Source organism: Paenibacillus ihumii (assembly GCF_001403875.1).
GTDB lineage: Bacteria > Bacillota > Bacilli > Paenibacillales > Paenibacillaceae > Fontibacillus > Fontibacillus ihumii.
In genome coordinates this window covers 421,584-434,314 of sequence record NZ_LN884299.1, presented here as the reverse complement: position 1 = coordinate 434,314, position 12,731 = coordinate 421,584, and the positions used below count along the sequence as shown (strand labels likewise).

The window sequence follows — 12,731 nt, the reverse complement described above, 5'->3', positions numbered from 1 at the left end:
GCTATGTACATTGCTCTACTATTGTCATTATTACTGACTTTTTCATATAAGATTGTTGAGATTATGGTTATGAAATTAGCGCCCCACATTGTTGCTTACAGTATATATTTCTGGGCTGCGCTTATTTTATTTCTGCTCCCCTCGAGCTCCGGGTTCTTCGTGGGAGACAATAGGTATGTTATGTGATTGCAGAATAATTCTGTTTAACTTCAGTTTACATTGGACCCATACACTGTTTTAGTGAAGTGGTTGGCTGCAGAAAGGAGGCTCGTTGTGAATAAAATTTTAGTTGTTGACGATGACCCGCATTTTCGAAGCCTGGTGAAGGTTGTTTTGGGGAAAGAGGGATTCGCGGTATATGAGGCCAACGATGGTCTTGACGCACTCTCCAAAATGGAAGCTTTAAAGATAGATTTGGCAATCCTTGATGTTATGATGCCGAATATGGATGGCTTTGAGCTATGCCGAGAGCTCCGGGATTCTTATGATATTCCTTTGCTCATGCTGACGGCAAAAGGAGAAACCTCACAAAAAGTTAAGGGCTTTCAGTTGGGAACGGATGATTATTTGGTGAAGCCCTTTGAGCCGATGGAATTAGTAGCAAGGGTAAAAGCTTTGTTAAAACGTTATCAGATTATAGCATCTCAAAATGTTCAAATTGGGAAGCTGATCATGAATCAAAAAAACTATGAAGTAACCGCGGGCGATGAGGAAATCACACTTCCTCTCAAAGAATTTGAACTTCTATTTAAATTAGCTGGGCAGCCCGGACGGACATTCTCGCGTGATGTGTTAATTGAAGAAATATGGGGTTGCGATTTTGAGGGCAACGAGCGGACACTGGATGTGCATGTCAATCGCTTGCGTCAGCGTTTTCCGGAGGGACAATACAACTTCAGAATTACAACTATTCGGGGGTTGGGTTATCGCTTGGAGATAGATTTATGAAGAATACGGGCGTCCGTTTTGCTGAGCGTGCTATTTCAGAGCTGTCCGCCTTAATTACCTGTTTGGCCGCTGCTTTTAGCGTTGTGATCGCAGGCGGGTCTATTGTTGTTTTATTTTCGAAACGCGAAATATCAGACTCCGTGGTTGTAGCTATGTACTTGTCTGCCATTCCGGTATGCATACTCTTATATTTATTAGCCAAGAAAAGCCAGAGGGTCAGGTCGTTACTTGGTATTAAATTTGCCCCGAAAAAGTTATATATCCGAAAGATTACCTTAATTGCTGCAATAACCGTTGTTCTACTAATTTGCTTTGCTCTCTCCCACGGGCTCACCAGTATTGTCTACGCTATTATTGGGTTCATGCCAGAGGCCCAAACGACGCGTGATTTTTGGATATTTAACATTTTGCTCTGGGCACTCTTTTTATTCCTAGTCAAAAAGTTTTTGTGGGCGAGGCTGCCTTTTGGAAATCGATTTATCAGCAGGGGGGAAATCGTTCAAGGGGTTGCCTTGACGGTTGTTATCGTAGCGATCATATTGGGAGGGATGGTCGTTGCTTACTTCTTGGCTCTCCTTCTATACGCTCTCCTCACGGGGCAAAGACTACCGGGGGAAGGGCCTCCGTTTTTCCATCTTCTTTGGCAGTACTCCGGTGTATTGATTTTTCTGTTGCTGCGTCGGTTTTTCAAGCATTCCAAATTCACGAGCAATATCCGTTTGCTGTCCGAGTTGATCTATGCTTTGGAAAGCATCTCAAAAGGTGATTACAGCGTTCGGCTGAAACATGAACTGAAAGAAGATGAGCCTATTGCCAGACTAGTTAAGGGAGTCAACGAAATGGCCTTGAACCTGGAGCAGACGGAAAATATGCGACAGGAGTTTATCTCTAATGTGTCACACGAAATTCAATCCCCTCTAGCTTCGATTAAGGGGTTTGCCTATGTCCTGAACAGTGATGAATTAACACCCGAAGAACGAAAGCATTTTCTAAGCATTATCGAAACGGAAACCATGCGATTGTCCAGATTAAGTGAAAACTTGTTGAAACTTGCGGCGTTGGAAGCCCAAAGCGTAAAATTCGAGCCCAAGCCATATCGATTAGACAAACATCTTCGGACTATAATTTTAAGCTGTGAACCGCAATGGAGAGAGAAAAACATTAAAATGGATGCTTTTCTTGACAACATAACCGTCACGGCAGATGAGGATTTAATGAGCCAAGTATGGATAAACCTCATTCATAACAGTATCAAATTCACACCGGAGGACGGCTGTATACGAGTGGATTTGCACCAACGTGGAAATACTGTGGAGTGCAAAATATCCGACACAGGCACAGGGATTGACGAGGACGCGCAGAAGCATATTTTCGAGCGGTTCTTCAAAGCGGACAAATCAAGGGAGCGTGCGAAAAAAGGAAGCGGGTTGGGACTTGCCATAGTGAAGAAAATTGTGGAAACGCACGGTGGAACCATCACGGTGCAAAGTGAATTGGGAGCAGGTACAGTGTTTACCGTTACTTTGCCCATGTAGACCTGCATTAAATATTGATCAAAAGAACCATTTTACCTTTCGCGGCAGAATGGCTCTTTTTTTGATTGATTTAAATTCAGTTTACACATCATCGATATGATTGTTCCAACAGGCGGGTTAAGCAACCGCAATGAAGATAAAAGTTGTCATGTTTCTGATTGGTTATGTATTTGGGATTAACACAATAATGGGGAAAGGTTGGTTCCATGTTGCTTCGTTTACTAAAATCATTTATGCAGGCCACCTGGTTGGTATGGGAAAGAGGATTCGATTATATTTCACGCTTTAGTAGTTTGCATACATCGCACTTTGGAATTTGCAAAGTCATGATTAAGAAACACCAAGGGGAGAGCATTGTCTGTGCGGATTCCACAATTATTGAAAAAGGTGATCTCGTTGGGGAACTACATCTCAACAATAAAATGATACTGACGATGATCAAATCTCAGGGCTCAGATCGCACGGCGCTCATGACGACTCGGCTTGTACGGAAATCCATGCAGCAGATCAGTGAGGCATTCACAAGTCAGTCAACATTCAGTCAGGTGAAGGCATTAATCGGCATTACACTGCTTCATCGTGGTTTGACCCATGGTCTTGGTTTCGAACGGCAACCGATGAAGTCCCGTCTGCTTCAACGCATTACAACGGCGTATCTCCGATTATTATTATCCGTTTTGCATCCGGAAGGCAAAAATCGGATTGGCCGTAGGACGGAACAATTAATACCGATGATGCTGATTCATTCCCGAAGCTCGCTGACAAATCACTTTAAGACCGTGAAGAGAGTACCTGTTCAAGATGGGATGTGCGTTCATGAATAATATTATCGATTTTTTACAGAACTTCGGAGCAGTAGGGTTATTCATTCACGCATTGCTTGATGCGATTATATTCCCCATTCCGGCGTTTTTTCTACAGCTATCTTTAAGCGCGATGCAGCCAGAGTCGGCCTTATGGCTCGCTACGGTTGGCTTTGCCGGAAGCTTGCTTGGGACACCGATCGGTTATGGAATTGGCAAGGTCTCGGGAAAGCATGTATTGGGTAGAGTAATGAAACAAAAATGGCTGGATTCGGCAAGCGATTTATTTGCCCGCCGGGGCGAGGCCGCAATCTTGATCGGATCGTTCACTCCTATCCCGTTTAAAATATTTACAATTTTATCAGGATGCATGAATTATCCATTATGGAAGCTGCTCAGTTATGCGGCCATTGGCCGGGCGCTGAAATTTTATGTAGTGGGATTTCTCTTCTATATCTATGGTCGTGCGGCAGAGGATATGGTTGATCAAGCTCTCACGTTTACGCTGATGGGCGTTGGCGTAGCGATTACAGTAATATGGCTCTTGATACGGAAGCTGCGCGAGCGGAGAAAAAAGAATGAATATCAACCGGTCAAAAAGAAAGGGGACGGAGGAGAAAAGCAGTATGCATTGGATAAGACAAATTGATCATACGATGTTTTACTGGTGCAACCGGCGACTGAGCAGTCGGGCCTTGGACCGATTGTTCGGATGGATCACCCACTTGGGCAGTGCGTTGTTCACCATCATTTGTGCGGTATCCCTGACGTGGTTCGCTGTAGGGGAGCTCAGCGGAATCGGCTTGCAAAGCTTAATTGCGCTGGCCGTTAGTCATATTATTGCTGTTCTGATCAAGAAAAAAGTGCGCAGAGATCGGCCTTTCCGCAAGCTGGAGCGGGTAAAGGTAGGCAAATTCCCTTTGAAGGATTATTCCTTTCCTTCCGGCCATACAACTGCAATTTTCGCCCTTATTACACCTTTAATGTTAGTCTCTTCGCCGGTAGTTATGCTTGTTTTGATTGGTCTGGCCTTGTTAGTAGCCATATCCCGAATTTATTGGGGCTATCACTATCCGATCGATTGCGTGGCTGGAGGAGTGGTCGGATTCCTAACGGCGGTGATGGTTAAATTGTGCATGCAAATTTAAACTTCGTGAGGATCCTTTCAAAAGTATGCTTTAGCTTCAAGGGGGATAAAGTCAATGACATTGTTTGTTAAATATATGTTGATTGGGATCATAGGGTTCGTCAGTCTGTATATGTTAATACCCAGTATTGTTCAGTGTTTGTTCCCAGAGGCTAGCCCCTTAAGAAGGAGTGGAACATGATTAGCGGGAGCACGCTCAAGCTTTCTACTCTGACGTTGTTTGCGGTGCTATTTTGCACAGAGTTTGTCCGAAGCGCTTTTTTGTTCTCGTTTCTGCCGAACTTTGCGGTAGACGAATCGGGACAAACCGTTGCGTTGGTCGGTCTTGCCGTTTCGCTTCATTATACAGCCGACACCCTGATCAAATGCGGGGCTGGATATTTGTTAGACAGGTTTTCGCTGCGATGGCTTTTGCCTTCCACTTTCGTCTTGATGCTGTCCGGACTAACTGTCGTATTTTTTAGCCCGTATGCTTGGGGGATCGTTGCCGGTTCTGTGATGCTTGGGATAGGGGCGTCGCCTATATGGCTCATCTGTCTGGAGAAAATCCGACTGACCGAACGGGCGGCCCAGATGGGGGCCATATATACGGTGTGGATGGCCAGCATGGGGCTGGGGCCGATTACGGTCAATCTCTTCGATCGTGGCTATGAACATGCCTTCCGGCTGATGATTCTGCTGCTCTTCGTGGGCTTCATTGCATCGTTCGGGATTAACAGAACAACGCCTTTGCATCTCCGGAATGTCAGCTTTGTCGATCAAGCAGTTGGGCTGTGGAGTAAGCTTGTTCAGTTGAAATGGCTGCTGCCAGGAATGGTTCTACAGATGACCGCCGCGGGATTGCTGCTTCCGATCCTGCCCGGTTATGCCGCTGACGATCTCAGTCTGAGTCAGCCGCAATACTCGATGCTGCTCATGTCAGGTGGGGCTGGAGCTATATTGTTTCTTGTTCCGATGGGGAAGCTGGCCGATCGATGGGGGTTCAAGCAAATGCTGGTCACCGGCTTTGCAACGCTTACGGTCTGTTTGGCTCTGTTAGTCGTATCCACGCCGCCGCCTGCATTCACGATGCTGCTAGCCTTTATGCTAGGGTTGTCCTATTCAGCCGTGCTTCCAGCCTGGAATGCGGTGCTGTCGCACCTCGTTCCAGAGGATCAGAAGGGAACCGGGTGGGGGGTACTGTCCGGGATTGAAGGGATCGGCATAATGATTGGACCGATCATTGGGGGATGGGTTTCCAGCCAATATACGAATGTCGCCACCATTAGTATCAGTATTGCATTGATGGCGGTGCTTGCATTATTTTATTTGATTTTGCCGCAAAATAAGCTTGTCTCGGCTGGCGGAACTTTGCAGTACAAGAAGGAGAATGCTAATGGACTTGATCGGGGGAATTGAAGACTTAACTTCTTATGCTGCTGCTTAATATTGCTGCTAAATAACTCCACATAGTAGTCTACCATTTTAAGAGATGCGTGCACCAATATACGTCTAGCGTAAACGGATCTCCTCCGTTCAAAATATAAAATTTCGTATGTCGAAGCGTATTCGTAGAGACTCTGACGCCGGTAATATCCGCAGCGCATCTATAGGTATTGCGTAGACTGGTTCAACCATATCCAAATTCACGGCATTCACGCATCGGAACATACTCTAGGGAGTAAGGGACTATATCCGCATCATGAAGTTTGACCTAAGAAAATAAGCGTTTCGGGGGATTTCCATAAACCTGCTCCTTTTCAATAATGGAGTTGTAACAACATTTCCCAAATAATCCATTTAAAAGGAGTGCTGCACTTGATCAAGCAATGGTACAAGCCTCTTGTCGTATCCCTCGCCTGTGTTTTATTGTGGTCGGGATGGGCTGGAAATGGTTATGCTGAAGTGTCAGAGGAAGAAGCTATTGTCGAATGGTCGCATTTGATCAAAGGAAGCGACCCGGAGCGTCCCAATTCGGCGATAAATGCAGTTACGCAGACTTCGGATGGGGGCTATGTTGCCGTCGGTTCGCAAGGTTCCTCACTAGCCGACGGCGGGAGCACCGTTGTTATTAAGGTGAGCGGCAGCGGTGAAATAGTATGGAGTAAAGAAATCACCTTCCCGCACAATTGGATTTACGCTGACAACAGGGGGCATACCGTTCTGGAGGCTTCCGATGGAAGCATACTGGTCGGGGGGGAGGTTCGGGATGTTAATTACGGAAGGCCGAGCTATGATCCGTTTGTTGCCAAGTTCAGTTCCGATGGGGAGCTGCTATGGAAGAAGCAATATCTTACGTTGCCCATTTATAGGCATTCGGCGGATGTGATCAGCGAAACTTCAGATGGGAATTTTGTTTTTACGGGGAGCGTGACCTCGAATTTTGATAGAACCCCCGGTTATATGATCAAAATCAACGGGGATGGTGAAGTGCTGAGGGCGAGCACTTATTTAATCGGGACATGGGCCTCATTCAGTGAAGCAGTTGCTCTGCCCGATGGTTCGGTCATCGTTGCGGGGGAGATGGACAGTGCTGAAACCTGGGGTCGTAGGTTCTCGGTCATTGCGAAAATAAACCCCGACGGAGAGCTGGTTTGGGTGAAAAGGAATGAGATCGATGAAATTCGCTCGATGATTCCCTCCCGTGACGGGAACCTGATTTTGACTCGTTATAACAAGGACGAGAATCGCTACTATTTGCAAAAAATGAACTCCGCGGGAACGGTATTGTCGAACGTGAGGCTGGATTGGTTAGCCGAAGTACCGATGAAGAACCTCGTTCACACCCAGGTTCACGAAAACGGCTACCTATTGGTTGTTAGGCAAAATACGGAAGTCACGGAGAATCCTTTCGGGTATCAAATCATTGTGACGGACGAGAACGGGATACCGGGACAAAAGTATTTGTTCGGAGATCCCGATTTGGTGATCGTTCGGTACGGAATTTCCGCCGCACATGATCAAGGTCTTTTTATTGCTGGACAATTAGCTACGGAAACGGGACCCCGTATAATACAGATGATGAAAATCGCTCTATCCAGTCAGACACCTGCCGATCCGGAACTGTCACGGATCGAATTTCAACCGGACCAGCTCAAGCTGGCCGAAGGGCAAACGGCACCCAGCGTCGTTAACGCTGTATATACGGACGCTACGGTGACGGATGTGACGTATTCCGCGGTATACGAATCGCTGGATCCGAATATCGCGAGCGTAGACCTGTTCGGAAATATTACGGGTGTTAGCCCCGGAACGACGAGGATTACCGCAACCTATGAGGGGATGCAGGCGAGCATAGCCGTTGAAGTGACGGGGAAGCAGCCAGGCCCAGGCCACTTTTTCCTCGATTCTGACGAGTATTCCCTGTCGATCGGAGCTGAGCTTGACGTGACCGCCTATTTCACAGAGGAATCGGGCCTAACCTCCGAGGTTACGAAGGAGACCGTGTTTACTGTGGATGATCCCAATATCGCTGTCGTGGATGAGGTCGGTAATATCCGTGGAGTCAGTCCGGGAATAACCTATATCACGGCAGTTTATAATGGAATGACGTATAGTGCCAGCGTGTGGGTGGTCCGTCCTTATCAAACCCTCTAGGGCAGGCCAGTCCTTCTTGAGGATGTCTGGAAGCCGATGCTTCCAGACATCCTTATTTGTCTTGCACCGGTTCCCTACTCCCGGCTGATTTGGTATGATTTTACTGTATAGATAGTAATGTTCATAGTTTGATGAGAAAATCGAAATGGAATTGGCCTGTGTTTCTGACCGGTCCCATTTGGTTTGGATATCGAAAAATGTATGCGGAGTGCACCATTTATGTTGCGGCTTTATCGCTGATTTCCATTTTTTTAATGCTGATAGGTTCGGAATCTAGTGTTGGATTTGCAGGAGCAGGTATTGGGATCTCGATCATGGCTAATGAAATGTATTACAAAAAATCTAAAAAAGCAGTTGATAAGATCATGCAATATCATAGTTCACCTGAAGTTCGTCGCAATCTAGTCATCCAAAAAGGCGGGACCTCAGGATGGGGGATCTTGTATGCTATTGCAATTTTTATTGTATTCATTGTTATAGAAATCATTATTGAGGAAGCGTTATTGTATCGATGATTCCGTGGATAAATCCTTTGATAGCTGGCGGCATCGATCCATAGTATGGAACAATAATGATGCTGGAAAGGTAGATTTTATGAAAAGTATGAATAAACTCACATTTGTGCTGCTGTTCGTGATTTTGATTTTATCAGTATCCTTGATTTGGACAGTCGCAAATTCAATGGATAAGGGCGGAGTTGTAGACAACCATGAGGCTAATCGAAACCATCCCATATTGATAAGTTTTGATGAGAAAGATCTTGAACAATTGGAGGAGCTTGTAAGCAGGTTCAAGGAAGGCAAAGGCCATAATTTGATGTTAATCCCTCCAGTTGTAGATGGTGGATACTGGATCCATGACGTGTATTCAAACGGTCGTGAAATTGAGTGGACAATCGATAATACCAGGGATGGGATGAGTGGAGACGGAAGGGGCATAAGAAAATATACTTGCAAAGCTATCGATAAGAATGAAACAGAGGAGCTATTTACAATAGAATTAAGCCAATGTGATGGTTTTGAACCAAACGAAAAATTTTCAGTGATTTCAATTTGGAAGGAATAGCTCAGGCCGATCTAAGAGCAATCTAAAGGCCGGGTTGTTTCAATATTTATAACGGAAAGGTGCCAGCATTCGTATGAATGATATCTCTGATTATTTGGATAATGTGCTTATATTGAAGAAGCCTATTCAATGGGGGGCTGTATCAAGCCAATTCAACTTAGGCCAGGTTTACGACGAAGCTTTGGTGAGCAATGTGAGCATGATCCCGTTTATTGGCTCTAAGTGTGTCGTCATGCAGTTAGAGGATGGAAGGTGGGAGCTGCCTGGCGGAACTTTGGAGCCTGGGGAGAGTTATTTTGAGGGGTTAAGAAGGGAAATGCTTGAGGAGCTAGGTGCAGAGATAAGCCACTTTGAAGTGTTTGGGCATTTTTATTGCTATTCCAGTGCAGAGGAGCCGTACCGGCCCCATATCCCTCATCCTAATTTTATTAGATTGATGGGCTTAGGAGAGGTCAGGATCGTTTCGAAGCCGTTAAATCCGGCTGATGGTGAGAAGGTTGTGGCCGTTGAAGCAGTTAGTATAGACGAGGCGATCCGAAGATTTGAAGCGATTGGCCGATGGGACATAGCGGATCTGTACAGACTTGCTTATCAAATCAAAGCCGGCTTGTGAGCTTATGCAATGAATGCGAGTTTGTCGTTTACTACGGGTCAGCTTTTATCAGATGGCTTTTAACCCCTGTTTGTTTCGAACTTTAGGCTAGAAAGATGGAGATGAAACAGAAATGAAAGATCTGCAATCTATCAAGAAGGCTATAGATTCCTTGGGGCACGCAGAGCTGCGGTCGTATGTGGGTTTTATATTAGCGGAAATCAAGCGGCTGCGGGATCAGGAGGAGCCGCGTGAAGATTCGATTGCCAAGCTGCTTGAGCTTTATGATGGATTGATGGGGCTTCAGCAGCAAAGAGGCTTCTGGGATCCTGTTCCGACCTGCACCCATGTTCATATCGTAATCGGTGATTCCTTTGCGGGAAGTATGAAGTATGCGCTGAAAGAGCTCGGCTGGGCAGATGCGCATAAGGTGATTACCTTTAGGGAGAATTACGCCATTGGTCCTTTAGCCGGGCTGGACTCGCCGGAAGGAAGGGCGGCCCGCAGGGACTGGTTCCGGGATCATATAACGGACTCCTTCGAGGATGATATGGAAGTCGAAGAAGAGTACAGCGAGCTTCTAGATAAGCTGGCGCAAATTCCCGAGCAGGCAAGAATCATTGTCTGGGCCAGCGGCAACGCATGCGAGCAGACGGGAATGCGGCATGCGCTTCATCTGCTGCAGAGCAAACGGAATACGTTAGCGATATGCGATGCTTGCGCTATATGTGAAGAGCTCTACAATCGCCCAGATGCCAGACTTGAATACAGGCATTCAGGGGAAATCCCGTCTGACAAGCTCCAGGAAGCACTCCTCCGCATGGATGACAGCAGCGCACGGAGCAATGCTGATCTAATGCGGTTGGTGCAGGAATGGCAGGCTATATCGGAGCAAGCCTCGACGCTGCGCATTTGGCGGGATGGGGCTGTGCTCGGTGTGCCTGCGGAATATTATGATTCATATCTTCTGGATAAGCTGGATAAGCTGAAACCTCCCGCTGAAGATCATGGTTATATTAGGGCAGCCCGCGTGATCGGAGAGGCGATAGGTTATTGTGACCAATACGTTGGAGACTCCTACTTCGAATACCGATTGCGAGAGCTGATTTATAGCGGGATCCTGGAAATTAAAGGCCTTCCTGCAGCGATGAGATTCTATAGCGTTCGGCGCAAGCGGCCAACCCATAAGGCGGATTCCTAATCCGTTGCCAATAGAAAGGAAGTAGGAGAGGTCTTCCAATGAGTGATCCCAAGAGAAAATTTAAATTTAATAAGTCGATGGAAATAGGCTTTTTCATTTCGTTATTAGTAGCATGTATGAAGTTTGCTTATCATCTATATTCGGTATTCATAAGAATTAAAATAACAGAAAGTACAATCACAGATGTAGTGTTTAACATATATCACTTTAAAATTGTCACAACCGTAGAGGAGTATGAGGTATACATTTTACCAACGTATCTGATTTCGCTATTGCTGATCATCTACCTTTTGGAGCTCGTCGTAGCTTATATAAAACACTGTTTACAAATGAGAAAATAGAATATTCAGACAACCCGCGACCCGGCCTAGGATTGAGCAATTAAAGGCCGGGTTGCGTTGTCGATCGGGAATATTAATATTGCAAACCTAAATCTTATGAAGACAGACAAACAGGAGAGGAATATGAAAATGAAGAAGCTCTGCTTTTTGTTATTAAGTCCGCTAGTTTTATTAACCTTGTTAACGGGCTGTCAGGTGCAGCTAGAAAAAACACAGGAACCTAAAACCTTAAGAGTTCTTGCTTTTAACCAAAAAGGATTTAATCAGCTTTACGGGAACTTTTTTCTTGCAACGCACCCCAACTACTCTCTGGAGGTGATCTCCATTTACGAAAATTTAACGCCAGGAAAGAACATGACAGACACCATCGAAGAACTTATAGCCAAGGAAAGTATAGATGTATTATCCATTCCCATGGATTCCTACTCTGTACTTCAGAAAAAAGGAAAATTGCTTTCGCTAGACGAGATGATTACTAAAGACCGCTTTGATCTTGCGAGCTATTCGCCGGCGGTCATTGACTTTCTTAGGGATGAGCAGGGTAAAATTCACGGGCTAGCTGCAACCTTTACAGGGGATGCTCTATTTTATAACAAAGACATTTTTGATCAATATCGTATATCCTATCCAAGAGACTTTATGACATGGGATGAAGTCTTTGAGCTGGCTCATAAATTTCCAAACCTTGCAGATGATCAGACTCCGCAGTTTGGATTTTATCATAAAAAAACGGCCAATCCCTTTATGATGGCTTTAACCATAGGGGAAAGCAGCGGTTTATCGGTTTATGGCAACGGAAAATTCACTCTAAATTCCCCGTCTTGGGAGAAGGTTTTTGAAGAGGTGACATCGTGCTTTAAATCGCGGGTTTGCTATGATCCTAATCAGGCGGAATCGACGCAATCGTTAAAATTAGAAGACCTTCAGAAGGAAAGCTATCCTTTCTTATCGGGACATATTGCGATGGCCGTTGCTGATTCATCTTTATATCGAATTTTAGATGAAAAAGACAGAGAGTTTGGGTGGGGAGTGACAACCCTTCCGGTTAGTGCAGAACATCCGGATATGGGGAACGGGATGGAGATGAATGATATTTTTACAATTCCATCAAGCAATCAGGAGACGGAGGGAGCATGGGAGTTCATTAAGTATGTTTCCGGGAATGATTATGCAAGACTCCTCCCGCAAATCAATACTGTTGATTTGCCAGCAAGAGTAAGCGAGAATCAGGAGGAATCGATTCAAGCCTTTTATAAATTGGAAAGAGCAAGTAATACTTTAATTAATGAGTTAAGGGAGCTGCCTCCAGAAGTGCTCGCCAAGATCGATGAAATCTCACCCAGATACATGGCTGAAATAATGTCTGATCAACGGACCGTTCAAGAATCTCTACAGCTCATGGAGGAGGAGCTGCAATTAGCGCTGAAATCCGTGAGTGAATAGAAGCTTGAACAGACTCAGCTGTAAGACATTTTAAAAAAATTAGCAACAAGCGGAATATCCATAGAGGTTGGTGAGCGAAC

General features: G+C 45.5%; 12 protein-coding genes. All 12 read left to right on the top strand.

The window, feature by feature from the left end:
* The first annotated feature begins 273 nt into the window (after nucleotides 1-273).
* A complete protein-coding gene (locus BN2762_RS09725) occupies nucleotides 274-948 on the top strand; it encodes a response regulator transcription factor (RefSeq protein ID WP_083484844.1) in 675 nt (224 codons plus the stop codon).
* Nucleotides 945-2,483 (top strand): sensor histidine kinase, encoded by a 1,539-nt coding sequence (locus tag BN2762_RS09720; protein WP_055106814.1) that lies wholly within the window; start codon nucleotides 945-947, stop codon nucleotides 2,481-2,483. Before BN2762_RS09725 ends, BN2762_RS09720 begins: the two co-directional genes overlap by 4 nt.
* A gap of 206 nt (nucleotides 2,484-2,689) precedes the next feature.
* Nucleotides 2,690-3,307 carry a YkoP family protein gene (locus tag BN2762_RS09715; RefSeq protein ID WP_055106813.1) on the top strand — a complete coding sequence of 206 codons (618 nt, stop codon included), beginning with the start codon at nucleotides 2,690-2,692 and terminating at the stop codon, nucleotides 3,305-3,307.
* Complete coding sequence (locus BN2762_RS09710) at nucleotides 3,300-3,935, top strand: YqaA family protein (RefSeq protein WP_055106812.1); 636 nt, start codon at nucleotides 3,300-3,302, stop codon at nucleotides 3,933-3,935. The genes BN2762_RS09715 and BN2762_RS09710 overlap by 8 nt, the downstream gene beginning before the upstream one ends.
* Nucleotides 3,913-4,434 (top strand): phosphatase PAP2 family protein, encoded by a 522-nt coding sequence (locus BN2762_RS09705; protein ID WP_055106811.1) that lies wholly within the window; start codon nucleotides 3,913-3,915, stop codon nucleotides 4,432-4,434. The genes BN2762_RS09710 and BN2762_RS09705 overlap by 23 nt, the downstream gene beginning before the upstream one ends.
* Before the next feature lie 176 nt (nucleotides 4,435-4,610).
* Entirely contained in the window at nucleotides 4,611-5,831 is a 1,221-nt protein-coding gene (locus BN2762_RS09700; RefSeq protein WP_055106810.1) for an MFS transporter, read from the top strand.
* A 399-nt stretch (nucleotides 5,832-6,230) separates the two neighbouring features.
* Complete coding sequence (locus BN2762_RS09695) at nucleotides 6,231-8,009, top strand: Ig-like domain-containing protein (protein WP_055106809.1); 1,779 nt, start codon at nucleotides 6,231-6,233, stop codon at nucleotides 8,007-8,009.
* Nucleotides 8,010-8,140: 131 nt separating this feature from the next.
* Nucleotides 8,141-8,524, top strand: coding sequence for a DUF2628 domain-containing protein (locus BN2762_RS09690; RefSeq protein WP_083484842.1), 384 nt, complete (start codon nucleotides 8,141-8,143; stop codon nucleotides 8,522-8,524).
* A gap of 4 nt (nucleotides 8,525-8,528) precedes the next feature.
* The gene (locus BN2762_RS09685) at nucleotides 8,529-9,074 is read left to right on the top strand and encodes a DUF4362 domain-containing protein (protein WP_222861052.1); all 546 of its coding nucleotides are present in this window, start codon (nucleotides 8,529-8,531) and stop codon (nucleotides 9,072-9,074) included.
* Nucleotides 9,075-9,147: 73 nt separating this feature from the next.
* Nucleotides 9,148-9,687 carry an NUDIX domain-containing protein gene (locus BN2762_RS09680; protein ID WP_055106806.1) on the top strand — a complete coding sequence of 180 codons (540 nt, stop codon included), beginning with the start codon at nucleotides 9,148-9,150 and terminating at the stop codon, nucleotides 9,685-9,687.
* A gap of 112 nt (nucleotides 9,688-9,799) precedes the next feature.
* A complete protein-coding gene (locus tag BN2762_RS09675; protein ID WP_083484840.1) occupies nucleotides 9,800-10,867 on the top strand; it encodes a DUF1835 domain-containing protein in 1,068 nt (355 codons plus the stop codon).
* 464 nt (nucleotides 10,868-11,331) lie between these two features.
* The gene (locus BN2762_RS09665) at nucleotides 11,332-12,651 is read left to right on the top strand and encodes an ABC transporter substrate-binding protein (protein WP_055106804.1); all 1,320 of its coding nucleotides are present in this window, start codon (nucleotides 11,332-11,334) and stop codon (nucleotides 12,649-12,651) included.
* The last annotated feature ends 80 nt before the right edge of the window (nucleotides 12,652-12,731 follow it).